This window comes from Streptomyces sp. NPDC049887 (genome assembly GCF_040656535.1).
In the GTDB taxonomy this organism is placed as follows: Bacteria; Actinomycetota; Actinomycetes; order Streptomycetales; family Streptomycetaceae; genus Streptomyces.
In genome coordinates this window covers 53,638-77,804 of the sequence record NZ_JBFAMM010000009.1, presented here as the reverse complement: position 1 = coordinate 77,804, position 24,167 = coordinate 53,638, and the positions used below count along the sequence as shown (strand labels likewise).

The 24,167-nt window shown below is 73.1% G+C and carries 21 protein-coding genes and 1 pseudogene; 6 read left to right on the top strand and 16 right to left on the bottom strand.

Annotated features, from left to right (window positions below):
• Positions 1-16: 16 nt before the first annotated feature.
• The 3 genes from AB0J10_RS13705 to AB0J10_RS13695 form a co-directional block, all read right to left on the bottom strand.
• Positions 17-757 (bottom strand): protein phosphatase 2C domain-containing protein, encoded by a 741-nt coding sequence (locus AB0J10_RS13705; RefSeq protein WP_363061096.1) that lies wholly within the window; start codon positions 755-757, stop codon positions 17-19.
• 108 nt (positions 758-865) lie between these two features.
• Complete coding sequence (locus tag AB0J10_RS13700; RefSeq protein ID WP_363061094.1) at positions 866-2,032, bottom strand: magnesium and cobalt transport protein CorA; 1,167 nt, start codon at positions 2,030-2,032, stop codon at positions 866-868.
• A 121-nt stretch (positions 2,033-2,153) separates the two neighbouring features.
• Complete coding sequence (locus tag AB0J10_RS13695; protein WP_363061092.1) at positions 2,154-2,705, bottom strand: DoxX family protein; 552 nt, start codon at positions 2,703-2,705, stop codon at positions 2,154-2,156.
• 272 nt (positions 2,706-2,977) lie between these two features.
• Between AB0J10_RS13695 and AB0J10_RS13690 the strand changes: the two genes are divergently transcribed.
• The gene (locus AB0J10_RS13690) at positions 2,978-4,324 is read left to right on the top strand and encodes a phytase (protein WP_363061090.1); all 1,347 of its coding nucleotides are present in this window, start codon (positions 2,978-2,980) and stop codon (positions 4,322-4,324) included.
• A 74-nt stretch (positions 4,325-4,398) separates the two neighbouring features.
• Here the strand turns inward: AB0J10_RS13690 and AB0J10_RS13685 are convergent, their stop codons facing one another.
• Together AB0J10_RS13685 and AB0J10_RS13680 are read right to left on the bottom strand one after the other, a co-directional pair.
• Positions 4,399-4,764, bottom strand: coding sequence for a PH domain-containing protein (locus AB0J10_RS13685; RefSeq protein WP_363061088.1), 366 nt, complete (start codon positions 4,762-4,764; stop codon positions 4,399-4,401).
• 106 nt (positions 4,765-4,870) lie between these two features.
• Positions 4,871-5,641, bottom strand: a complete 771-nt coding sequence (locus tag AB0J10_RS13680; protein WP_363061086.1) for a DUF72 domain-containing protein — start codon at positions 5,639-5,641, stop codon at positions 4,871-4,873.
• Positions 5,642-5,909: 268 nt separating this feature from the next.
• Here AB0J10_RS13680 and pstS point away from each other — a divergent pair, with 268 nt between their 5' ends.
• Positions 5,910-6,998 carry a phosphate ABC transporter substrate-binding protein PstS gene (gene pstS / locus AB0J10_RS13675; protein WP_363061084.1) on the top strand — a complete coding sequence of 363 codons (1,089 nt, stop codon included), beginning with the start codon at positions 5,910-5,912 and terminating at the stop codon, positions 6,996-6,998.
• A gap of 70 nt (positions 6,999-7,068) precedes the next feature.
• On the opposite strand, the gene pstB is transcribed toward pstS, so the two are convergent.
• The 5 genes from pstB to ribA all read right to left on the bottom strand — a co-directional run bounded on the left by pstB (position 7,069) and on the right by ribA (position 12,376).
• Entirely contained in the window at positions 7,069-7,920 is an 852-nt protein-coding gene (pstB, locus tag AB0J10_RS13670; protein ID WP_363061082.1) for a phosphate ABC transporter ATP-binding protein PstB, read from the bottom strand.
• Between the two features lie 37 nt (positions 7,921-7,957).
• The gene (pstA, locus tag AB0J10_RS13665; RefSeq protein WP_363061080.1) at positions 7,958-8,857 is read right to left on the bottom strand and encodes a phosphate ABC transporter permease PstA; all 900 of its coding nucleotides are present in this window, start codon (positions 8,855-8,857) and stop codon (positions 7,958-7,960) included.
• Positions 8,854-9,804: a phosphate ABC transporter permease subunit PstC gene (gene pstC, locus AB0J10_RS13660; protein ID WP_363061078.1), complete on the bottom strand. Its 951-nt coding sequence runs from the start codon at positions 9,802-9,804 to the stop codon at positions 8,854-8,856. Before pstC ends, pstA begins: the two co-directional genes overlap by 4 nt.
• Positions 9,801-10,778 (bottom strand): PstS family phosphate ABC transporter substrate-binding protein, encoded by a 978-nt coding sequence (locus AB0J10_RS13655; RefSeq protein WP_363061076.1) that lies wholly within the window; start codon positions 10,776-10,778, stop codon positions 9,801-9,803. The genes pstC and AB0J10_RS13655 overlap by 4 nt, the downstream gene beginning before the upstream one ends.
• A gap of 926 nt (positions 10,779-11,704) precedes the next feature.
• Positions 11,705-12,376 (bottom strand): GTP cyclohydrolase II, encoded by a 672-nt coding sequence (gene ribA, locus AB0J10_RS13650; RefSeq protein ID WP_363061074.1) that lies wholly within the window; start codon positions 12,374-12,376, stop codon positions 11,705-11,707.
• Between the two features lie 137 nt (positions 12,377-12,513).
• On the opposite strand from ribA, the gene AB0J10_RS13645 reads away from it, so the two are divergent.
• Both AB0J10_RS13645 and AB0J10_RS13640 read left to right on the top strand, forming a co-directional pair.
• Complete coding sequence (locus tag AB0J10_RS13645; RefSeq protein ID WP_363061374.1) at positions 12,514-13,287, top strand: creatininase family protein; 774 nt, start codon at positions 12,514-12,516, stop codon at positions 13,285-13,287.
• The gene (locus AB0J10_RS13640; protein WP_363061072.1) at positions 13,284-14,198 is read left to right on the top strand and encodes a RibD family protein; all 915 of its coding nucleotides are present in this window, start codon (positions 13,284-13,286) and stop codon (positions 14,196-14,198) included. Before AB0J10_RS13645 ends, AB0J10_RS13640 begins: the two co-directional genes overlap by 4 nt.
• Here the strand turns inward: AB0J10_RS13640 and AB0J10_RS13635 are convergent.
• The 5 genes and pseudogenes from AB0J10_RS13635 to AB0J10_RS13615 all read right to left on the bottom strand — a co-directional run.
• Positions 14,139-15,089: pseudogene (locus AB0J10_RS13635) on the bottom strand (lysylphosphatidylglycerol synthase transmembrane domain-containing protein); the annotation flags it as partial. The gene AB0J10_RS13640 and the pseudogene AB0J10_RS13635 sit on opposite strands and share 60 nt — an antisense overlap.
• Before the next feature lie 26 nt (positions 15,090-15,115).
• On the bottom strand, positions 15,116-16,069 hold the full coding sequence (locus AB0J10_RS13630; RefSeq protein ID WP_363061070.1) for a class I SAM-dependent methyltransferase: 954 nt from the start codon (positions 16,067-16,069) through the stop codon (positions 15,116-15,118).
• Entirely contained in the window at positions 16,066-17,259 is a 1,194-nt protein-coding gene (locus AB0J10_RS13625) for a glycosyltransferase family 4 protein (protein ID WP_363061068.1), read from the bottom strand. Before AB0J10_RS13625 ends, AB0J10_RS13630 begins: the two co-directional genes overlap by 4 nt.
• The gene (locus tag AB0J10_RS13620; protein ID WP_363061067.1) at positions 17,256-17,654 is read right to left on the bottom strand and encodes a 6-carboxytetrahydropterin synthase; all 399 of its coding nucleotides are present in this window, start codon (positions 17,652-17,654) and stop codon (positions 17,256-17,258) included. Before AB0J10_RS13620 ends, AB0J10_RS13625 begins: the two co-directional genes overlap by 4 nt.
• Before the next feature lie 222 nt (positions 17,655-17,876).
• Positions 17,877-18,857: a zinc-binding alcohol dehydrogenase gene (locus AB0J10_RS13615; protein WP_363061065.1), complete on the bottom strand. Its 981-nt coding sequence runs from the start codon at positions 18,855-18,857 to the stop codon at positions 17,877-17,879.
• 115 nt (positions 18,858-18,972) lie between these two features.
• On the opposite strand from AB0J10_RS13615, the gene AB0J10_RS13610 reads away from it, so the two are divergent.
• Positions 18,973-19,764 carry a CDP-alcohol phosphatidyltransferase family protein gene (locus AB0J10_RS13610; protein WP_363061372.1) on the top strand — a complete coding sequence of 264 codons (792 nt, stop codon included), beginning with the start codon at positions 18,973-18,975 and terminating at the stop codon, positions 19,762-19,764.
• Between the two features lie 709 nt (positions 19,765-20,473).
• Here AB0J10_RS13610 and AB0J10_RS13605 read toward each other — a convergent pair.
• Positions 20,474-22,549: a sulfatase gene (locus AB0J10_RS13605; RefSeq protein ID WP_363061063.1), complete on the bottom strand. Its 2,076-nt coding sequence runs from the start codon at positions 22,547-22,549 to the stop codon at positions 20,474-20,476.
• A gap of 711 nt (positions 22,550-23,260) precedes the next feature.
• Here AB0J10_RS13605 and AB0J10_RS13600 point away from each other — a divergent pair.
• Positions 23,261-23,995, top strand: coding sequence for a histidine phosphatase family protein (locus AB0J10_RS13600; protein WP_363061061.1), 735 nt, complete (start codon positions 23,261-23,263; stop codon positions 23,993-23,995).
• Positions 23,996-24,167 lie beyond the last annotated feature (172 nt).

Here is a 24,167-nt window from a genome sequence, read left to right as displayed (position 1 = left end):
GGCGGCCGCCCGCGTGCTACTCGCCGATGCGGACCAGCGCCAGCGTGATGTTGTCCGGTCCACCCGCCTCGATGGCGGCCTTCCACAGTTCGTAGGCGGCCCTGCCGTCGTCGTGCACCCGCAGCAGGGCGTGGAGCTCCTCGTCCGGCACCGGGTCGGTCAGGCCGTCGGTGCACACCAGGCAGCGACCGCCCGGGGACAGCGAGGTGGTCGTGACATGGGGCGTGACGGGGGTGTAGGAGGGGCCGCCGCCGAGGGTCTGGGTGACCGCCGTCGTGACGCGCCGTCCCGGCGCCGGCGGCGGGCTGTCGTCCACGCTCAGCTGCCGCATCCCGTCCTCGGCCGCGGCGTAGACCTTGCTGTCCCCGACGTTGAACACCGTCAGCGAGCCGCGCAGGACGACGACGCCCGCGATCGTGGTGCCCATCGTGAGCAGGTCGGGGTTGTCGTCGGCGGCCGAGTACACCATGTGGTTGCACATGTTCAGCGCCTCGTTGACGGCGTCCTCGTCGTCCAGTGCGGGGCCGAGCGCGGCGAGCTGCCGTACGACGAGCGCGCTGGCCACCTCACCGGCGGGCTGCCCGCCGAGCCCGTCGGCGACGGCGGCGACGAGCGGGGTGCCCAGCGGGAAGAGCAGCGTCTGCGGGTTCTCCGTGACGGTGCCGCACAGGGTCCAGGGGCCGGCGACGAGACTGTCCTCGTTGTGCTCGCGGATCAGCCCGACGTCGCTCAGGGCGGTCACGGCTATGTAGGGCATCCTTGGTCCCGCCTCACCGCTGTGGACGGCTTGTCCTCACCACCCATTGTGGCGCGAAGCCCTCCGCGGGGTCCGGCGGCGGGCGCCGGACGGCCGGACGCGGTCGGGTCAGAGCCAGTCACGGCGCTTGAAGACGAGGTAGAGGCCGATGCACACCAGCAGCATCAGCGCGAGGGCGAACGGGTAGCCGAAGCGCCAGTCGAGTTCGGGCATATGGACGAAGTTCATGCCGTAGACGGTGCCGATCAGGGTCGGCGCGAACAGGATGGCCGCCCAGCTGGAGATCTTCTTGATCTCGTTGTTCTGGGCGTGGCCGGCCTCCGCGAGCATCTTCATCTCCTCGTTCTGCGCCTGGGAGACGAGGGTGGCGTTGACGGTGAGGATGTCGCCGAGCGCCTGCCGGAAGCCGTTGACCCGCTCGGCGACGGTGGTGGCGTGGTCGGCCACGTCCCGCAGGTAGCGCTGGAGCTCCTCGTTCGTGCCGTACTTCTGGAAGCCGGCCTGGAGCCCGTTCATGATGGCCAGCAGCGGCCGGGTGGCCCGCTGGAAGTCCACCACCTCGCGGGACAGCTCGTAGATCCGCCGGGAGACCTTCGGGTCGCCGCGGAAGACCTCGGTCTCGATCTCGTCGATGTCGTGCTGGAGGCCCGCGATCACCGGGGCGTAGCCGTCGACGACCGCGTCCAGGATGGCGTACAGCACCGCCTCGGGGCCGAGGGCCAGCAGATCCGGGTCGGCCTCCAGCCGGCTGCGGACGACCGCGAGGTCCGGGGTCTGGCTGTGCCGCACGGTGAGGACGAACTCGGGGCCGACGAAGACGTGGATCTCGCCGAAGTCCACCTCCTCGGCCTCGTCCAGGTACCGGGCCGGGCGCAGCACGACGAAGAGCGTCTTCCCGTACCGCTCCAGCTTGGGGCGCTGATGGGCGACGATGGCGTCCTCCACGGCCAGTTCGTGCAGCCCGAACTGCTCCGCCGCCTCCCACAGCTGGGCGGGGGAGGGCCGGAACAGGCCGATCCAGGCCATCGTGCCCGGCTCTCCGGGGAGGCGGTTGTAGATCCCCGCCAGCGAGGTGGGCGTTTCCATCCGGCGTCCGTCGCGGTAGAGCGCGGCGTCCACGATGCTGCGTTCCAGCGGTGCCGGCTCCTGCGACTCGTGCTCCGCCCGCGGGTCCATGGAGTGCTCGGGGGCGGGGTCGGTCGGCTGCCGGCCGTGACCGGCGGCCCGGAGCGGCCACCTGCCCGCCCGTACCGCGCGTGGACGCCTGTCGGACATCGCCTGCACCTCGTCTGACGGGGGTCGCTCGATTGCCGTACCGCCTAACAAACCAGCACGAAACAGACTATTTCGCGATCGCCGCGGCCGCGATCACTGCCGTCCGGCCGGGGCCGCCCGGCTACTTCAGCGCCAGGATGACGAACGCCCCGACGACACCCAGGACCAGGGCGAACCCCGCCGGGAGCCAGCCGCCGTCCCGCCACGGAAAACGCGCGTCGAGGGAGAGCCGGAGCGGTCCCACCGCGGCGACGGTGAGCGCGCCGACGGCGAGGAGCATCGGGTAGACGAAGGCGGTGCCCGCGGCGGACCACAGGTCGATCTCGGGGGCGATCGCCATGGCGTTGACCATGACCCCTGTGCAGGCCGCCGCGGCGAGGGGGGTGAGCATGCCGACGGCCAGGCCCAGACCGCCCAGGAACTCGGAGACCCCGGCCAGTCCGGCGTAGAAGACGCCCGGGTCCCAGCCGAGCTGCGAGAAGCCCCTGCCCGTGGGCTCCAGTCCGGGGCCGCCGAACCAGCCGAACAGCTTCTGGGCCCCGTGCCCCGCCAGGATCAGTCCGACGGCCAGCCGGAGCAGCAGCACGCCCGCGTCGGCCGCGCCGACCGCGACGGGCGCGGCGCCCCCGTCAGGGCCCGTGGAGTGTCGGGCACGCTCGGTCGGGAGTTTCATGGTGGTGTCACCTCCTGCGCCGTACGCAGGTCCCCGGGGGCGCCGCAGTGCGGTGTCCGGGGCGGGGCGACGGCGCGGTCAGGCGGAGAATTGGGTGCGGGGGCACGGACCGGTGGATCGCGCCCCATCATTCGATACTGCGCTTCCCGGCGTAGGTCGGCCAAGTTCACGGCGTGCACACGCGGGCACCGTGTCCCGGACGCCGGGCCGTCATCCGCCGCTTCCACCCTCGGACGGGAGGTCGTCATGTTCCCGACATGGAGGAGTGCTTCGTGAACGGACCCCTGCCCTTCCGGCCCTTCCGGTGCGTCCGGTCCGTCCGGCCGGCCACCGCCGTACTGGGCCTGGTCCTCGTGGTGTCCGCCGCCCTCCCGGCCGCCGCGGCGAACCCGGACCCGGTCGGACCCACCGCCCCCGCCCTGCCGGCCGTCACCCCCGCGGCAGAGACACCCACGCTGTACGACGACGAGGCGGGCGGCAACGCCGACGCGGACGACCCCGCGATCTGGCGCAACACCGCCGACCCCGGCCGCAGCCTGGTGATAGCGACGGCCAAGGAGGGCGGACTGCGGGTGTACGACCTCGACGCCCGGCCGGTGCAGTCGATCGCCGCGCCCGGCCCCGCCCGCCCGGGCGACGCGCCCGGCCGCTTCAACAACGTGGATCTCGTGCACGGGCTGCGACTGCCGTCCGGACGCGCCGACCTCGCCGTGACCACCGACCGGGGCCACGACCGGCTGCGCATCCACCGCATCGACCGGGCACGCCCCGGCGGCCCGCTCACCGACGTCACCGACCCCGCCGCGCCGCCGGTCTTCTCCCGGAACCAGGACGAGATCAACGGCCAGCGGACCGCCTACGGCCTCGCCACCTGGACCGACCCGGCCGGCGGCCGCTCCTACGCCCTGGTCAGCCGGCGTGCGAGCACCGAGGTCGCGCTGCTTGAGCTGCGCCCGACCGCCTCGGGGACGGTCACCTACCGCACGGTGCGCACCCTGGAGCTGCCGTCCTCCTTCCGGCTGCCCGACGGCACCTCATGGACGCCGTGCGGTGAGCCCGGGGACGCGCCGCAGGTCGAGGGCATGGTCGTCGACCCGGCGAACGGGATGCTCTACGCGGGCCAGGAGGACGTCGGCATCTGGCGCGTCCGGGCCGATCTCACCGGCACGCCCCGGCTCGTCGACAAGGTCAGGGAGTTCGGCGTCCCCGCCGACTACGACGAGAGGACCGAGGAGTGCGTCGCGGGCGCGGACCCCGGCTTCGGCGGCGAGCACCTGTCCGCCGACGTCGAGGGGCTGACCCTGCTCACCGAGCCCGACGGCGACGGATACGTCCTGGCGTCGAGCCAGGGAGACGACACCTTCGCCCTGTACGACCGCGAGGTGCGCGACCGCAACGAGTACGAGGGCGGCTTCCGCGTCACCGCGGCCTCGTCCGCCCTCGACGGCTCCGAGGAGTGCGACGGCGCGGCCGTGCTGAACGCGCCGCTCGGCGCCAGGTACCCGCAGGGCCTGCTCGTCGTGCAGGACGGGCACGACACCCCGGGCGACGGAGACCGCGAGGCCACCGGCTTCAAGTTCGTGGACCTCGGCACCGTCATGGAGCGCGTCGACCGCTGACGCGACGGCCGCCGAAGCCGCACGAACCGCACGGCGCCCCGGCGAGGACCGCCGGGGCGCCCTCGCGGCCCGGCCTACCGGGCGACGAACTGCGTGAGGACCGCCTGCACCTCGTAGACGTCGACGCCCTTGGTGAACGTCTTCTGGATCGGCTCGGTGCTCCCCGATATCCAGATCTTGAGTTCCGCGTCCAGGTCGAACATGCCGGCCGTCTCCACCGCGAAGTGCGTGATGCTGCGGTAGGGGACGGAGTGGTACTCCACCTTCTTGCCGGTGATGCCCTGCTTGTCGACCAGCAGCAGCCGGCGGTCGGTGAACAGGATGGTGTCGCGGATCAGCAGGAACGCGGCGTGCACCTGCTCCCCCTGCCCGAGCAGCCGTGCGTAGTCCTGCTGCGCCTTGGCCGGATCGACCGTGTGCGCGTTCCCGAACAGCGCCATGGGAGGCCCCCCATTCGTCGAAGTCGTCGCGTCATCCCGGTGGCACGACCTTCGCACCGTACAGCGGAGGTTCGGGACGGATCCGGGCCGGTCCGGGGCAGTGGGGTCAGCCCGCGACGTCGGGCGTACGGGTCACGGTCCGGCCAGACGACGCGGCGGACCGGGCGAACCCCACGGCGTCCACGACGGCAGCGCCTCCCGTGTCGTTGTTGAAGTAGACGTACACGTCGTCCTCGTCCCGCCAGCAGTCGGTCAGACGCCGCACCCAGGCCGTCGTCGCCCGGCGGCCGTAGCGCGGCGGGGGCTGGGCGAGCCCGCCGTGGAGACGCAGATAGCCCCAGTCCGCCGTGCGCCACAGCGGGGTGACGGGGCGGGACCCCCGGTCCGCCCAGCACAGCGTGCTGCCGTGCCGCTCCAGCACCTTCCGGAGTCCCCGCTCGGCCTCCCACCACGAGGGGTGGCGCAGCTCTACGGCGACCCGGACGCGTCGGGGGAAGCAGCGCAGACAGGCGTCCAGCGCCGCGGTGTCCTCACGGAAGTTCGGCGGCAGTTGCAGCAGGACCGGCCCCAGCCGGTCGCCCAACGCCTCGGCCCGGTCCACCAGCCGCGCCACCGGCTCCCCGGGGTCGTGCAGCCGCTTCAGATGCGTCAGATAGCGGCTCGCCTTGACCGCCATGACGAAGTCCCCGGGCGTGCGTTCCCGCCAGGAGGCGAAGACGTCCCGGGCGGGGAGGCGGTAGAAGGCGTTGTTGTTCTCCACCGTGGCGAACCGCCGGGCGTACTCCTCCAGCCACAACCGCTGCGGCACCCCGGGCGGGTAGAGGCCGCCGCGCCAGTCCTTGTACTGCCACCCCGAGGTTCCGACGAGCATGGGCATGGAGCCATCCGTGCCCGGCCCGCTGCCGGACGTACCGCCCGCGCGAGGCGGACACCCGTACGCGGACCCGGCGGCTCGGGGGCGGACCGGAACGCCAGGACCCCACGCGAGGAGGTCCCCCGATGCGTGTCCGCACGGGGGTCGGTCGCACGTCGACTGATGTTCGCCCGGACGTCACCCATCCCGGGGCGGGATCGACGACGATCCCAGGGGGGAGGAAAGGGGCGGGCGCAGAGCCATGGGACGCGTGAAACGTACGAACCGATGGGTGCGCCCGGCCGTGACCGCGGCCGCACTGGCAGTGGCCGGCTGCGCGGGGGAGGGCCCCATGGAGCACGGGGCCGAGACCGGCCCACCGCCCGCCGCCGTGGACATCGACTGCGTCGGCTCCGGCAAGGTCCAGGGATCAGGCTCGACCGCCCAGCAGAACGCCATGAAGCACTGGATCGACCAGTACCAGCGTGCCTGTCCCGGTGTGCGAATCGCGTACAACCCCGTGGGCTCCGGCGCAGGAGTGGCGCAGTTCCTGCGGGGAGCCACCGCCTTCGGCGGCACGGACAGCGCGCTGGGGGCGCAGGACGTCGAGATCTCCCGGACGTTCTGCGCGGGCGGCCGGGCCATCGACCTGCCCATGGCGGGCGGGCCCGTGGCGCTCGGTTACCACCTTCCGGGCGTCGACGGCCTGGTGCTCGACGCCCCCACCCTGGCCGCGATCTTCGACTCCCGCATCACCGCCTGGAACCATCCCGACATCCGTCGTCTCAACCCCGGCGCACGTCTCCCCGCCCTCGCGATCACCGCCGTGCACCGCTCGGACGACTCGGGCACGACGCAGAACCTGAACGCCTATCTGTCGGGTGCCGCGGGGGACGAATGGCCGTACGAGGCGAAGAAGGTCTGGCAGGCCGAGGGCGGCCACTCGGCTGCCGGTTCGAACGGGGTCGCGGCGGCGGTGGCCGGTACCCAGGGCGCCATCGGCTACTTCGAGCTGTCCTTCGCCGCCACCCAGAAGATCGACACGGTACGCATCGACACGGGCGCGGCCGCGCCCGTCGCGCCCAGCGCGGAGAGCGCGTCCCGGGGCATCGCCCAGGCCGAGGTCGTCGGCCGGGGCGACGACATGAAGCTGGAGTTCGACCACGGGACCTCCGCCGACGGCGCGTACCCGATCGTGCTCGTGACGTACGAGGTCGTCTGCGACACGGGGAACGACCCGGCGAGCCTCCCCGCGCTGAAGTCCTTCCTCGCGTACACCGCCGGCGAGGAGGGGCAGAAGCTGCTGCCGGCGATCCACTACGCGCCCCTGCCGGACAGCGTGGCCACCCGGGTACGGAAGATCATCGCCACGCTCGCCTGACGCCTGACGCCTGACGCCTGACGCCGTATGCCTTCGTGTACCGGGGGCCCCACCGCCACCGTGCCGGGGCTCAGCCGAAGCGGCCGGAGATGTAGTCCTCCGTGCGCTGGTCGGACGGATTGCTGAAGAGCGTGCCCGTCTCGTCGAACTCGATCAGCCGGCCGTGGCGCACGCCGTTCCGGTCGATCTCCGAGCTGAAGAACGCGGTCCGCTCCGACACCCGGGCGGCCTGCTGCATGTTGTGCGTGACGACGATGATGGTGAACTCCTGGGCCAGGTGCTCCATGAGGTCCTCGATCTTCGCCGTGGCGATCGGGTCCAGTGAGGAGCACGGCTCGTCCATGAGGATCACCTCCGGCTCGACCGCGATGGTCCGGGCGATGCACAGCCGCTGCTGCTGTCCGCCGGAGAGCGCGAGTGCGGAGGTCTTGAGCTTGTCCTTGACCTCGTCCCACAGGGCCGCGTGGGTCAGGGTCTCCTCCACCAGGTCGTCCAGGCTCCCCTTGAAGCCGCCGACCCGGGGTCCGTAGGCGATGTTGTCGTAGATGGACTTGGGGAACGGGTTGGGCTTCTGGAAGACCATGCCGATGCGGCGGCGCACCTCGATGGGGTCGACCTCGCGGCTGTAGAGGTCCTCGTTGTGGTAGCGGACCTTGCCGACCACACGGGCGTCCGGCAGCAGGTCGTTCAGCCGGTTGAAGCAGCGCAGGACGGTCGACTTGCCACAGCCCGAAGGGCCGATCATCGCCGTGATCTGGCGGGCTCCGATGGTCATGTTGACGTCGCGCACGGCCTCGTGGTCGCCGTAGAACACGGACAGTCCGCCCACCTCGAAGACCGTCTCGGACGGCTGCGGGGTGACGCTGCGGGCCGGCTGGGGCGGCCTGGTGCCGCCGGGTCCGTGGCCGGGAGGGGTGGTCATGGTGCTTCCTCACACGGGGTCTTCGGTGGCACGGCAGTCACCATCGGCGGGTGAAGTGGTTGCGCAGCCAGATCGCCAGCGAGTTCATCACCAGCAGGATCACCAGCAGGACGACGATCGCGGCGGAGGCGAGCGCGGTGAACTCGGCGCGGGACTGACTGATCCAGTTGAAGATCTGGATCGGCAGCACCGTGAACTGGCTGTGCACACCGGTCGGGTTGAACGTGATGAACGTCAGTCCGCCGAGCAGCAGCAGCGGCGCGGCCTCCCCGATGGCGCGGGACAGCGCGAGGATCGAGCCGGTCGCCATGCCGGGCACGGCGGCGGGCAGCACCTGGCGCCAGATGGTCTGCCACTGGGTGGCGCCCAGCGAGAGGGAGGCCTGGCGGATGGACTGGGGCACCGCCCGGATCGCCTCCCGGGACGAGATGATCACGATGGGCAGCACCAGCAGGGACAGGGTGAGTGCGGCGGTGAGCACGGTCTGGCCGAAGCCCAGCCCGCGGGAGATCACGCCCAGGCCCAGGATGCCGTAGACGATGGAGGGGACGGCCGCCAGGTTCTGGATGTTGATCTCGACGGCCCGGTTCCACCACCGGCCGCGGTCCGCGTACTCCTCCAGGTAGATCGCGGTGAGTACGCCGGTCGGCAGGCAGTACAGGGCCGTGAAGGAGATGACCCAGATCGTGCCCGTGATCGCCGACTGGGCGCCGGCGTTCGACGGGTCGATGATGTCCGGGAAGTTGGTCCACAGCTTCGAGTCCAGCCGGGGCCAGCCCTCGACGACCACGTACGTGAGCAGGCCGGCCAGGAAGACCACTCCGATCGCCAGCGAGGCCCACAGACTGAGCCGGAAGAACTGCTCGCGCAGCGGCGTGCCCCGCCCACTGAGGCGGGGGACCTCGGGCGGGTCGGAGGTGACCGCGGTGGGGATCATTCGTACACCTCGCGGTAGCGGCGCACCAGCCGGATGCTGATCAGGTTCATCACCAGCGTGATGGCGAAGAGCAGCAGGCCCACGGCGAAGATCGTCTGGTAGCCGGTGGACCCGGTGGGCAGGTCGCCGATGCCGGCGGCGGCGATGAACGCGGTCATCGTCTGCATGCCCTCGAGCGGGTTGAAGGTGAGGTTCGGGCGTCCGCCGGCCGCGATGGCCACGATCATCGTCTCCCCGATGGCGCGGGAGACCCCGAGGACGACGGCGGCGACGATCCCGGAGAGGGCCGCCGGGAACACGACCCTGGTGGAGACCTGCATCCGCGACGAGCCCAGGGCGTAGGCGCCGTCACGCAGCGAGCGGGGCACGGCCGCCATGGAGTCCTCGGCCAGCGACGCGATCGTCGGGATGATCATGATGCCCATGACGAACCCCGCCGAGAGCGCGTTGAAGACCTCCGGTGGGTCGTCCCCGGGCCAGAACCGCTGCAGGGACGGGGTGATCGCCTTGAGTGCGAAGAAGCCGTAGACCACGGTCGGGATGCCGGCGAGGACTTCCAGCACCGGCTTGAAGATCCCGCGGACGCGGTGACTCGCGTACTCGCTCAGATAGACGGCCGCGCCGAGACCGAGCGGGACGGCCACGAACAGCGCGATGACCGTGACCACCAGGGTGGCCGTCACCAGCGGCAGGACACCGAAGTGCGGCGGTTCGAACAGGGGCGACCAGTCGGTGCCGGTGATGAACTCCCCGAGGTCCACCTTGCCGAAGAACTCCACCACCGGCGGGATCAGGGCGACGACGATGCCGACCGTGGTCAGCACCGAGACCAGTGCGGCGGCCACGAGCAGGACCTTGATCGACCGCTCGGTCCAGCGCGGCTGCGACCGCCTCAGGAAGCCGGGGCTTCCCGGAGCGGCCCGTCGGCGCACTGCCCGCGGGGTCATGGCGCGTGCCGTTCGCGCAGCCTCGTCAGGTCCTGCCGCAGCTCGTCCTCCTGGCTGGGGCTGAGCGGGACGAACTGGGCGGCCCTGGCGATGTCGGCGCTGTTCTCGACGTAGAACTCGACGAACGCCTCGACCTCCTTCCGGTCGAGGGCGGCGGCGCTCGGATAGATGAGCAGGGGGCGGGACAGCGGCCGGTAGGTGCCGTTCTGGACGGTGGTCTGAGACGGCGCGACACAGCCGTTCCCCCCGTCGATCTCGAGGACCTTCAGTTTGTCCTTGTTCTCCTCGTAGTAGGACAGGCCGAAGTAGCCCATGCCGCCCCTGGACCCGGAGACGCCCTGCACGGTGACGTTGTCGTCCTCGCTGGGGGAGTAGTCGGTGCGGGACCGGCCCTCCTCGCCGTTGACGGCCCGGGTGAAGTAGTCGAAGGTGCCGGAGTCGGTACCGGGGCCGAACAGTTCCAGTTCGACGTCCGGGAAGTCCGGGTCGACCTGGTTCCAGTTGTCGATCCGGGAGCCGGGCTCCCAGATCCTCCTCAGCTGTTCGACGGTGAGGCAGTCGGCGAAGTCGTTGTCCTTGTTGACCACGACGGACATGCCGTCGTTGGCGATCCGCAACTCCTCGTACTTCACGCCCTTCCCCGCGCACCGGGCATGCTCCTCGGCGGTGATCCGCCGCGAGGCGTCGGCGATCTCCGTCTCGCCGTTGCAGAACTTCTCGAAGCCGCCCCCGGTGCCGGACGTGCCGACCGTGATCCGTACACCCGGGTTGCGCTGCTGGAAGAGCTGGGCCGCCGCCGTGGAGAGCGGAGCCACCGTGCTGGAGCCGTCCACCCGGATCGTGCCGGAGAGGCCGTCGCCACCACCGTCCCCGGAGCCTGCGTCGGCACCGCCGCAGGCGCCCGCGGCCATCACGGCGGCGGCGGCCAGGGCCAGGCGCGCCGTGGCCCGGCGAGGGGAACGGGGGATGTTCACGTCGGCTCTCGATCCTCGTCTGCGCACTCGCCGGTCGTCGGTGCCGGAGCACGCCCGTCGGCCGCCATAAGCGACAAAGTACCCCATAAGGTTACGAACGACCGGTGGTGGGCGCGACCGACGAGGGGCAGCGCGGCCGGGGGCGGCGGGCCGGCGGGGAGCGCTTCGGCGGCGGGGGCACGGACCGGCGGCCGAGGGTGACCGCCGGTGGAGGCGACCGGTCGGTGCAGGGTGCCGGTGGTGGGGGTGGCCGGTTGTGGAGGCGGCCGGAGAAGGGGGCGACCGGTTGCGGAGGCGGCCGGAGGAGGGGCGGCCACGGCCGGCCGTGTGACCGCGGCCCTTGCTACGGGCCGCGGGCCGCGGTCACCCGACCGGAGTCCGGCTGGGGGAGGCGGAGGTCCGGACGCAGAGGGCGGCCGGATGAGCAGAGGTCCGGCAGGGGTTGCCGCGCCGGGGGGCCGGGTCCGGCAGGGGGAGCCACGGCCGGACTCCATGGCGGTCCGGCCCGGCCGGGCGGAGTGACGAGGGGGCGTGCTCCCGGTGCCCGCGGCCGGGCCCGACCGCCCTGCCGAGCGCCCGGGACGTGCGCTCCACGCAATCCGCACCGGCTGCGGATCGTCGCCGCGCTCGCCGGGGGCGGCCGCAACTACGTCAAAGAGAACTGACACATCTCAGGGTCGTAGGGGGGAGATCTCAGGGACGCCTCGGGGTCGGGCACGCGCGAGGCCCCTCACCGGTCGGTGAGGGGTCTCGCGGGCGCGGCACGCGGGCCACCGCTGCGCCGGGAGCCGGTTCGCCGTGCCGTCCGTCTGCAGAACCGGTCGGCCGTGCGCGCGTGCACAGGGCCGGCCCGTCGGGCGGTGGGCGCTCGGGGTCGGCCCGTCGGGCGGTGGGCGCTCGGGGTCGGCCCGTCGGGCGGTGGGCGCTCAGGGCTGGTCCGCCGTGCGGTCCAGCGGGGGGCGGTCCAGATGGGGGAGCAGATGGCCCATGCGCTCCCGCTTGGCCCGCAGATAGAAGATGTTCTCCTCGCAGGGCTGCGTGAGCAGCGGCACCTGCTCGCTGACCTCGATGCCGTGCCGCAGCAACGCCTCCCGCTTGAGCGGGTTGTTCGACATCAGCCGCACCGACCGGACGCCGAGGTCGTGCAGCATGTCCGCCGCCACTCCGTAGTCGCGGGAGTCGACGGGGAGGCCGAGGGCGAGATTGGCCTCGACCGTGTCCATGCCCTCCGCCTGGAGCTGCATCGCCTGGAGTTTGGCGAGCAGACCGATACCGCGCCCCTCGTGCCCCTGGAGGTACACGAGGACTCCGCGGCCCTCGTTGACGATGGCCCTCAGTGCTGCGGCCAGTTGGTCCCCGCACTCGCAGTGGCGTGAACCGAAGGCGTCACCGGTCAGGCACTCCGAATGCAGCCGGGCGAGAACGTCCTCTCCCGTGATGTCGCCGTATACCAAGGCGATTTGTTCGTCACCGCGAATACGATCCAGGTAGCCGATGGCGCGGAAAACACCGTATTTGGTGGACAGTTGGACAGTTGCCATGCGCTCGGTGTTCTTGGCGCGAGCGTCCATGCGGAGAGTGCCATCGCTGTCTGTCATGGCCGGATCCTATCGGGTAGCCTCTGGCGGGAGTTGTCTTCGGTGTGGAGATCTCGACTGACCGGGCCAATGCACCGGTTCCGATCGGCCGCATCTCATGGAACGCAGAAATTGCGCGTAAGGAAAGGGGCGGGAAGATGACCGACCCGCAGGTACGGCCGCCGGAACTCGGCCTGTTGCCGTGGGACACGACCCGGGACGCGGATGCCGGACGGGCGGACGTCGCGGTCCTGCCGATCGGCAGCTTCGAGCAGCACGGCCCGTATCTCCCCCTGGTCACCGACACGTTGATCGCCTGTGCCGTCGCGCGGGAGGTCGCAGCCGCGTACCCGGTGCACCGGCTGCCGCCGCTGACGTTCTCCTGTTCGCACGAGCACTCGGCCTGGCCGGGCACCGTCAGCATTTCCGCCACGACGCTCGTCGCCGTGGTGCGGGACATCGCCGAATCGCTCCGGCGCTCCGGCGTCCGGAATCTCGTACTCGTCAATGGGCACGGCGGAAACTACGTGCTGCGCAACGTGGTTCAGGAGTCCGTGGGCACCGGCACCCGCATGGCGCTTTTCCCGGGTTCGGCCGACTGGAGTGCGGCACGCGAACGCGCGGGTGTGGAGACCCCGTCCCACAGCGATATGCACGCGGGTGAAGTGGAGACTTCGATTCTGCTGCATGACCATCCCGAACTCGTACGCCCCGGCCATATGACCTCCGATTTCCTCGTCGACGACCGGGAGCATTTGCTCACCCTGGGTCTGCGCCCTTACACGGAGACCGGTGTGGTGGGCCGGCCTTCCCTGGCATCGGCGGAGAAGGGCAAGGAATTGCTGGCCGCCCTCGCCGATTCCTTCGGCGCGTATTTCTCGTTGCTGGGGGCGGAACGTTCCGCCACCCCGTCCGGGGAGGGAGCCCGGTGAACGGACTTCCCCCCGGGCGCCCGGTCGTGCTCGACGCGCCCAGCGCCTGGAAGCGCCTGCTCGACGTACGGACCGAAGTCGACGCCGAGGCCGCCGGACTGCGCCGCGACGCGCACGGGCGGTACCGGTGGACGGACGACGCCTCCGCCGGGGCGGAGCTCCTCGCCGAGCGCTATCTGCCGCTCTGCCTGGCCGGCCCCCGCTTCACCTTCGCCCAGCTCGGCCAGAGCCTCGACGGGTTCATCGCGACCCGCAAGGGCGACGCCGACTACGTCACCGGCCCCGAGGACCGCGAACACCTGCACCGGCTGCGCGCGCTGGCCGACGCGGTGGTCGTCGGCGCCGGGACCGCCGTCGCGGACGACCCCCGGCTGACGGTTCGCGCCTGCCCCGGCCCGCACCCGGTGCGCGTCGTCCTCGACCCGCACGGCCGGGTGCCGCTGACCCGGCAGGTGTTCACCGACGGCGCGGCCCCCACTCTGTGGGTGGTCGGTGCCGGCAGCGAGCAGGGGCGGGCCGCAGCGGACGGCACGGCGGGCACCGGAGCGGACGTACTGGTCCTGCCCGACACCGCCGCGTTCGCCCCCCGCCGCCTGGTGCACGAGCTCGCGCGCCGGGGACTCGGCCGGGTGCTCGTCGAGGGCGGCGGCGTGACCGTGTCCCGCTTCCTGCACGAGGGCGCCCTGGACCGGCTGTACGTCACCGTGGCGCCGGTGCTGATCGGCGACGGCGTGCCGGGCCTCGCCTTCCCCGGCCCCGACGTGATGCGGGACGCGCTCCGACCTCCCGTGCGCCGCGCCTTCCTCGGCGAGGACACCCTCTTCGAACTCGACCTGCGCGCGCCGCGGTCCGGCGAACCACTGGACGGCGAGGACGGCGGCACCGGGGAGGGCGGCGGCGAACGCCAGTAGCCCGTAGGCCACGGCAGTGCTCAGCCCCTGGGCACTGCCCAGGCCCGCGGCTCCGAAGGCCCAGGCGGTGACACCCTCCCTGGGCCCCCAGCCGCCCACGTTCAGCGGCAGCGCCATCGCGAGCAGCGCCAGCACCATCAGGGGCAGCAACTCCACGGCGGCGGCCGTCGATCCGGCGGCCCGGGCGGCGAGGAGGAACATCGTGAGATGCCCGGCCAGCACCGCGACGGAAGAGACCAGCACCCCGGGACCGTGACGCCGGCCGAGCAACGCCACCCGCGCCTCGGCCAGCGAGCCGCGGACCGTGCGGCCCCACCGTGAGCCGGTCCGCCCGCCCGGCCGCCGCACGGCGCCCACGGCCACCAGCGTGGCCGCCACTGCGACGACCACGGCCGCGGCGGGCGTCAGCACGAACTCCCGGAGGGCCCCGCCGGCCCGCTCCAGCGGCCGCGACGGATGCACCACCAGCAGCACGGCACCGACGGCCACCAGCACCGCCTGCCCCGCCACGCGTTCGAGGACGACCGCGCGAACCCCCCGGCCCACGGCGCCTTCACGCCGCCCGTGCCGCACCGCGCGGTGCACGTCACCGGCCACCCCGCCGGGCAGCGCGGCGTTCAGGAACAGGGAGCGGTAGTAGTCGGCCACGGCCGGGCCGAGCGCCAGACGGATGTCCAGCGCCCGTGCCACCAGGCACCAGCGCCACGCGCTCAGCACCGTCGTGAACAGGCCGATGCCCAGGGCGGCCAGGAGGGTGGACCCGTCGACACCACGCAGCCCGTCCACGAACGCGCCGGTGCCCTGCCACCACAGCGTCGCCGCGACCAGCGCCGCCCCGGCGAGCAGGCCGAGACGCCCCCGGACCGCCCTGCGTGCCGCCCCGGCGAGCAGCCGGAGACGCCCCCGGACCGCCCTGATCACGAGGCGCCGCCCGTCCGTCCGGGCAGCGCCAGCACATCGCTGTGGTGGACCACCACGCTCAACTCGCCCGTCTCACAAGCCTCCAGACGGCGCCGCAGATACGCGTCGGCGCGCGAGGCGAGGTCCGGCCGCTCCTCCCGCGCCGCGCCGACCCACCCCCGCAGCCACTCCGCCGCCAGCTGCATCGACAACGGCCCGTCCGGCGTGCGGCCGGCACCGCCGACGGAGGCCGGGCCCGCCGATGTGTCCGGGAGGTCCACCGACCCGGCGCCGAGCCGCCACGGGCTGGTCTGCACCCGCACGGTCATGCCCCGGCGGGCGAAGGCGACGGAGGCCGCCGCGACCGCGTCGGGCCCGAGCAGCCGGCGGCCGTGTTCCTCACGCCGCTGGTGGGCGTTGAAGGCATCGGTGATCTCGGCGTCCATCGGGTCCGCGGGGGAGAGGTCCACCCGCCCCACCACCGACAGCGCCAGCAGCGCCGGGCAGCCGGCCCCGGCGCAGGCCGCGACCAGCCCGTCCAGCTCCTCCCGGGTGAACAGGTCCAGCAGCGCGGACGCCGTGACCAGCGAGGTGCCCTTGAGGCGTTCCGCCGTCAGCCGGGAGACGTCACCGCGTTCCGTCGCGACCGTGACGGGGCTGCCGTCCGCTGCCGTACGGGGCAGCCGGGTCGCGGCCAGTTCGAGCAGCCGCGGGTCGTGGTCGTGCAGGATCCAGTGCTGGCGTCCGCTCAGCCGGGGCGCCAGCCAGCGCCCCATCGAACCGGTGCCGCACCCGAGGTCCCGGATCACCAGCGGGGCGACGCGGCCGTGCCGGTCCGCGGGAGCCGTGCCGGAACCGGGCAGCCGGAGCCGCAGCGGCTCCAGGAGTTCGGGCGCGCGGGCCGCCGCGTCGGCGGCCTCCCGCAGCGCCAGCCACTCCGGTGCGTAACGCGTGACATCTGTCGTACTCACACGGCCTCCAGGGGATTCTGCCGGAGTTGTTCCAGCGCCTTGGCCAGGCTCCGGGAGGTCGCCTCCCAGCCGGCCAGTGCGGTGCGCCGCCGTCGCGCGGCCGTCTTCGAGCGGTGCCGCTCGCCGGGCTCGGAGAGCCAGCGGCGCAGTGCCTCGGCGAGCGCCGCCGGATCCCCCGGCGGCACGAGCGCGCCGGGCACGCTGCCGTCGGGTGCCTGCCCGACCGCCTCCGGGAGTCCGCCCGCGGCCGTCGCCAGGACGGGGACACCGCGTGCGAGAGCCTCGGTGACGACCATCCCGTACGTCTCGGTGTGCGAGGCGAGCACCAGCAGGTCGGCGGCCGCGTAGCTCGCGTTCAGGTCGGGACCGGAGCGGGGCCCGGCGAGGCGCACCCGGCCCTCCAGACCGTGCTCGGCGATCAGCTCCCGGAGCCGGGCGACGTAGCCGGGGTCATGGCCGGTTCCGCCCACCAGCTCGCAGGTCCACGGCAGTCCGGCGACGGATGCCAGGGCCTCGACCAGGAGGTGCTGCCCCTTGCGCGGGGTCACGGAGGCCACGCACAGCAGCCGGGGGCCCACGGCGTCCGGCGCGGCACCCCGTCCTGGGAGGACGGGTGCCCCGGTCGCGGTGCCGGGCGCGAGCGGTGCGACATCCGCGCCGGGGGCGGCGGCGTGGACCCGGTCCGGGTGGAGGCCGTGGTGCTCCACCAGCCGTCCAGCCGCCCACTCGCCGGGCGCCACGACGACCGCCGCGGACCGCAGCGTCATGCGCTCCGCGGCGTCCAGTTCCGCGGCGACCGCCGGGGCGAGCCCGGTCTCGTCGCCCAGCGGCAGATGCACCAGCACCGCCAGCCGCAGCCGTTCCGCCTCGGGCACGACGAGGTCCGGGACCCCGCACGCGACGAGTCCGTCGAGGAGGACCAGGCTGCCGTCGGGCGACTCGCGCAGCACCCGGGCCAGTTCGGACCGCGGCCCGGCGCCGGGCCGCGGCCACTCGCCCGCGACGGCGTGCTCGTGGACCTGCCAGCCGATCCTGGGCAGTTCCCGGCACACCCGGCGGTCGTAGACGTTGCCGCCGCTCGGCGCGGCCGGGTCGTCCACGCCCCCCGGCATGACGAACCGGACCGCGCGCTCGGGCGCGGCCGCGGTACCGCACTCCTCGGGACGCGTGCTCACGGAGCCCGCTCTCACAGATCCCGCTCGTAGCTCGCCCACGCGATGTGCGACTCGTGCAGCGTGACGGAGACGCCGGACAGTCCGCGCGCCCCCTCGCCGAGCGCCCCGGAGTGGACCCGGTCCGCGAGCCGGTCGGCGATGACCTTGGCCAGGAACTCCGTTGACGTGTTGGTCCCGGCGAACTCGGGCACCTCGTCGAGATTGCGGTAGTTGAACTCGCCGACCACCTTGCCCAGTTCGGCGGTCGCGAGGCCGATGTCGACGACGAGGCCGTCGGCGTCCAGCTCGGCACGGCGGAAGGTGGCGTCCACGAGGTACGTCGCTCCGTGCAGACGTTGCGCGGGCCCGAAGACCTCGCCGTGGAAGCTGTGAGCGATCATGAGGTGCTCACGGACGGTGACGCTGAACAACGGCTGTGACCTCCCGGTCGTACGGCTCGGCCGCCGGCGGGCGGCCGTGTCCATCAGTACGGCCGGAGAGTACTGCGTGTTCAAAGGTGCAGGTCGTTCGGATTTCCGCGGGGATCGGGCACGTCACGGCGGTGTCTCACCGGCGGCGGACGTGCCGGGCCGGGGAGGGCCGGCGCGGCGGGGAGCCGAAACGGGGCCGCGGAGGCGGCGACCCGGCGCCGGCTACGAAGCGTCGTACACCACCCGGTGGCACAGGCCCGGGAGTTCACCCGAGGCGATCCGCGGCATCACCGACGGCAGTTCCTCGAAGGCGCACTCGCCGGTGATCAGTGCGTCGAACACCGGGTCGGCGAGCAGGTCCAGCGAGAGCGCGAGACGGTCGGCGTAGCTGCGGCGCGAACGCCGGGCCTCCGCCACCCGCCCCACCTGGCTGCCGCGCAGGACCAGCCGGCCGGAGTGGAACGCCTCGCCCAGCGGCACGCTGATCCGCCGGTCGCCGTACCAGCTCAGCTCCAGCACCGTGCCCTCCGGCGCGAGGAGTTCCAGCGAGCGGGTCAGGCCGGCCTCGGTGGCGCTGGCGTGGACGGCGAGGTCGCAGCCGCCGAGCGCTTCCTCCGGGAGGGCGAAGTCGACGCCCAGCGCCTCGGCCAGGGCCGCCCGCTCCGGGTTCGCGTCGACCAACTGCACCCGTACGCCCGGGAACCCGGCCAGGAGCGCGGCGACCGAGCCGCCGATCATCCCGGCGCCGACGACCGCGATCCGGTCGCCCACCAGGGGCGCGGCGTCCCACAGGGCGTTCACCGCGGTCTCCACCGTCCCCGCCAGCACCGCCCGTCCGGCGGGCACCGTGTCCGGAACCGGGGTGACCGCACTCGCCGGAACGACGTAGTGGCTCTGGTGCGGGTGGAGGCAGAACACCGTCCGGCCGAGGAGGTGCGGCGGGCCCTCCTCGACGACGCCGACGCTGAGATAGCCGTACTTGACCGGTCCGGGGAACTCGCCCTCCTGGAACGGCGCCCGCATCGCCGTGTACTGGCTCTCCGGCACGCCGCCCCGGAAGACGAGGCTCTCAGTGCCGCGGCTCACCCCGGAGCAGAGGCTGCGCACGACCACGTCGCCCTCGTCGGGCTCCTTCAGACGAACATCCCGAATCTCGCCCTGACCTGGGGAATTGAGCCAGAAGGCGCGTGCGACGCGCTCCATTCACGACCTCCCGCTGAACACTCCCGCGACGGTTTACGTTCTGAAAATCATGAGACCGCGCACACCGTACGCGGCACTCGTCGACTCTGTCACACGTCCGGAGGGTGGTACCGCGGTGGCCCTGATCGGCACCTACGAGACTCGGCTGCTGCGCCCGGAGACGGTGGCAGGGGCCGGCGCGCAGACGGTCCTGCTGGTCCTGCTGGACGCGGCGACCGGACTCGGCGCGGCCGGCTGGCTGACGGGCGCGGTGTTCACGGTCGCGACGTGGGCGCTGCTCACCCGCGCCCTGCACCGGTCGTGGCCACCGAGGCCGTTCGGTCCCGCGAACGCCGTCACACTGGTCCGTACGACGCTCGTCGGCGGGGTGACCGCGCTGGTCGCCGAGTCCTTCGCGAGCGGACCCCGCATCACCGCCCTGGTCGCGCTGACCACGGTGGCGCTGGTACTCGACGCGGTCGACGGCCAGGTCGCCCGGCGCACCGGGACGGAGTCCGCGCTGGGCGCGCGCTTCGACATGGAGGCCGACGCGTTCCTCATCCTGGTGCTCAGCGTCCACGTGGCCGCCTCGCTGGGCGCCTGGGTACTGCTGATCGGCGCGATGCGGTACGTGTTCGTCGCCGCCGCGCGGATACTGCCGTGGCTGAACGGCCCGCTGCCGCCGAGCATGGCCCGCAAGACGGTGGCCGCGCTCCAGGGCATCGTCCTGCTCCTCGCCGCGACCCGCCTACTGCCTTTCCTGGCCGCCTGGTTGCTCGTCCTCGGCGCACTGGCGTCCCTCGTCTGGTCCTTCGGTCGTGACATCAGGGGCCTCTGGTGTGTCAGGGCCCGCGACGGCGTTCCCGTCGCGCGTACGTCCCGGCCCCGCACGGCGGCGGTACGGGAGCCGGCGGGCGAGCGGGTCTGAGACCCGCCGGTCGGGCCACGGGCGGCGGGCACGGGGGGCCCGCCACCGTCCCGGCCGGTGCGGCGGGTGCCCCGGCCGGGACGGGCCGGGGCCATTCGCATGGGGCCGGACGAGCGTTGCTCGGGGGGCTGGGTGGGCTGGGTGGGCTGGGTGGGCCGGGGAGTCCGGAGGACTGCGACGGAACCTCCCGCGGGCGCGTCCGGTGGGGCCGCTCGGCCGGGGACACATGTGCGTGGTCGCGTGGTCGCCTGGTCTGCGCGGCCGTTCGGCGGGGAGGCCGGGGAACGGGCCCGGGGTGTGAGCGGGCCTCCGGCGGTCCGGGCCGTCGGCCAGGCCGCGGCCCGACGGCTCGTGCGCGGTCGGCGGACGCGGGGGAGACCGAGCCGGAGACTCCCGGAGAAGGAGCGGGCGTATTCGGGGGGCGGTGCGACGCCCTCGGGGAGGGCGCCGAAGGTGCCCGCCCGAGCGGGGCGTCCTCCCTGCCTACGTCTTCCCGGCCCACGTGCTCCCGGCCTACGTCTTCCCGGCCTACGTCTTCCCGGCCTACGTCCTCCCGCCCCACGTCTTCCCGGCCCACGTCTTCCATGCCCACGTGCTCCCGGCCCACGTGCTCCCGGGCAGGCGGCGTACGGGCTTCCGGCCGGGTGGGCACCGCAGTCCGGTGGATGCCGTGGCCCGCGGGGAGGGCCCCGCCCGTATGCGCGTCCGCTCAGCGCCCCTTCGACGGCGCCGCCCCCGGCCGGTCCCCGTAGGCGGAGAGGAACCGGTCGCGGAAGGCGTCCATACGCCAGACCGGGGCGTCCGGGCCGGGCTTGAGGCCCGGCTGCCAGCCCCAGTCGGAGATCCGGTCCAGGACATCCGGGTCGCGGGCGAGGATCGTGACGGGCACGTCCCGGCCGAGCTTGTCATCCGTGACCGTGGACACGGGCTGGTGGTCGCCGAGGAACACCAGCACGGTGTTCTCGTCGCCGTACTTCTCCACGTACGTGATGAGGCTCGTCAGCGAGTACTCGATCGCGCGTCGGTACTCCGTACGGACCTGCGCGGGGTCCTTCCAGACCTCCTCGGGGTCCTTGCCCTCCTCCTTGACGGCGTCGTAGACGGATCCGTCACCGATCTCGTCCCAGCCGAGTGTTCGCGGTATCGGCGCCCACGGGTTGTGACTCGACGCGAGCATGATCTCCGCCATCATCGGCCCCCGGCCCGGCTTTCCGTGCTCCAGGCGCTCGAACGCGGAGAGGCTGTACTGGTCGGGCACCGGCGTCCAGCTGAACTTCGGGCCCTTGTAGCCCATGCTGCGCGAGTCGTAGACGTGGTCGAGGCCGTAGAACTTCCCTTCCGGCCAGGACCGTGTGACGCCGGGCATGATGCCGACCGTCCGCCAGGCCCCCGTCTTGCGGAACGCACTGGTGAGAGTCATACGGTCGCTGGAGGTGAGGTTGCGGTACCGCTGCTGGTTCTTGATCCACAGGCCCGAGTTGAAGGTGGAGTGGGCCAGCCAGCTCCCGCCGCCGTACGTCGGGGAGGTGAGGAACGCGCTCCTGGAGGACCAGCCGGCCGCCCGCAGCCGGCGGTCCGTGTCCGCGAGGAAGGCCGAGACCCGCGGCCCCATCTCCGGGTCCTGGACCGCGCTGCGCCCGTAGCTCTCGATGAAGGCGAAGAGGACGTCCTTGCCGCGCAGTCCGGTGAGCAGCCGGTCGGCGGGTACGCCGGCGAAGGCGTCGCCGGCGGACTCACCGGCGAACTCCTCCTTGTCCCGCAGCCCGGCACGCAACTGCTGCACCCGGTCCTGGAGGAACTCGGCCGAACCGCCCGCCGCGACGGGCACCGCCGTGTTGCGCACACCCAGCGCGGCGCACACGATCCACACGGTCCCGAGCACGAGCGTGCCTCCGGCCGCCGCGGCGCCGTGACGCGCCAGGACCCGGTTCAGCCGTACGGCGGCCCACGTCAGGAGCACCATCAGCAGCAGTACGAGGACGAGTGCCCCGACCACGACGCCGATCGCGCCCGCCGGGCCCATGGAGTCGCGGAGGAAGGACTGGCCGTCGTCGAGGAGGATCCAGTCGAGCACGAGGTCGAACGGCCGTTTGTAGACGGCGTCGAAGCCGATGTCGAGCAGCTTGAGCACGACCATCAGGCCGAGCGCCGAGCCGGCGAACGCCGGTACGAGGCGCCTCACCCGGCCGCTCCGGCCCGGTCCGAGGAGCAGCAGCACGGCGACGCCGAAGATCCCCTCCACCGGTATGCGGAGGAACATGGGCGCGGTGAGATGCCCGAGCTTGGTCGGCAGGAGGAGCGCGGCGAGGACGACCAGGGCGGCCATGGCGGTGGCGCCGTGGTGGACCGCGCGTGCCGCGAACGGGCGAAGGCCACGACGGTCCCCGGTGCCGGGTCCCACCGGGCGGTCCGTCTCGCCGTCGGCGCGGGCGTCGGTGCCGGTTTCGGTGCCGGTTTCGGTGCCGGTGCCGGAGGGGTTGTCGGTGCCGGATGTGGTGCGGGCGCCTGCTCCGGCGTCGGAGGCGGTAAGGCGGGTGTTCGCGTCCACGTCGGCGCCGGCGGAAGCGTCCCCGTCGTCCGTCCCGGGGACGTCCTGACCGTCGCCGGCGCGGTGGGCGCCTCCCTCCGCCTCGGTGCCGCCGTCCGGGCGGTGGGCCGAGGGGCGGTTCCGGGAGCCGTCGGGCACGGGCCGTTCCCCGGCGTTCGTTCCGGCATCCGTCCCGGTTTCCACGGCCGGAGCCGTGGCCTGGGCCGGCAGCCGGTTTGAGCGTGTCCAGAGCGCCACCCGTAGGTTCCTTCCGCGCAGGGCCGGTGATCGGCATGACGACGGGGGCCGCCACGCCGGCGTCCACTTGTACGGCCCGCCGCCGGATTCGGTTCAAGCGCCGGTGCCGGCGGGCCACGGCATCACGCCCCGCCCCCGCCTCGGCCGGCCCGCGGCTTCGGGTGCACGACCGCGGGCGGCCGTGCACGGGCCCGGCAGGCAGGAGGACAGCACGGAAGGCACGGGCAAGGGCACAGTACGGCCGTACGCGGCCCCACCACGTACCGGCACGGTCATGCCCTGTGACTGCCCCGTCCCGCGGGTGCCCGTCCCAGGGTTTGCACCACCACCCCAACACAGCCCTCCGGCCGGTCGGCGGGGGTGGTCCGGACACCTGCCGGATGGTCGGCCCCGGACGCCGTGGCGGACTCTGGAGCACATGAGGCCCGAGGTACAGCAGGCCGTGATGTCCGAGGCAGCCCCGGCGGCTGCCGCGGTTCCTGCGGACGCCTCCCGTCCGCCGGAACCGCCGACGGCCCGGCTCGCCGGGAGGCGTCCTCGCGCGGCCGGGCCGTGTCCGACCCGGCGGTCCTCGGCATGACCGCGTTCCGGTCGGGTCTCCGACCGGGCCGCTCGCGCACCTGCTGCACGCGGCCACCCACCCGTCCGCTGATCAGTTGACCGGCGGCAGGAGTCCGGCGCACTCGCCGGACCGGAAGGAGGTCGGTCGTCATGACGGTCCGCCTGACGCTTCTCTGCGCGGCTGCGGGGGACGGCACCCGAGGCACTGTCTTCGGCGACGGGCCCCCGAGCGAGCGCGTCCTGCGGGACGCGGGGGCGGCCAGGGCGGCCCTCCCCTCGTACCTGCCCTCCCTCCGGGCGCCTTCGGCGCGCTGCGCGACCGTGGCCGCCGCCCTCGGACTGGAACCCGAGGTCGAGTCCGTGCTCCGCGACATCGACTACGGCGCCTGGCGGGGCCGTACGGTCCAGGAGGTCGCGGCGGCCGACCCCGACGGCTACACCGCCTGGCTGAGGGACCCGGACGCCACGCCCCACGGCGGCGAGTCCGTACGCCGGCTGTGCCGCCGTACCGCCGACTGGCTGGACGGCCTCCCGCCGGACACCGGCCGCGCCCTGGTGATCGCCGAACCTGCCACCGTCAGGGCCCTGCTCGTCCACGCCCTGTCCTCACCGGCGCGTGCCTTCTGGCGCCTCGACGCACCAGCGCTGTGCACGATCTCGTTCCCGGCGCGCGACGGCCGCTGGGCCGTCCGGCCCGGCCGCCTCCCCGTCCACTGCCACCCCGGCCCGGGGGGCTGGGGCGTCTCCGGCGTGGCGGACGTCGCCGCCGTCGTCCAGCACGTCGGCGCCGCACGGGCTACGGAGGTGAGGAGCGCCGCACGACGCAGGATCGCCTCCGGGGCGCGTGCGGGCGCGGAACGGAACGATGTGAACGCGACCGGCTGAGCGGACGGCCGAAGGGGACGCGGGGTGGTCCCGGATCGGAAGCGGAATGTCTGTCACTTCCCTCCCCGGGGCCGGAACTTGACACTACCGTGTCACCACGCATCGTTCACTGAATCTGCACAAGGGGGGGCCTTGAGCAATCCTTACACCATCTCTCCGCAGCCCGGACCGC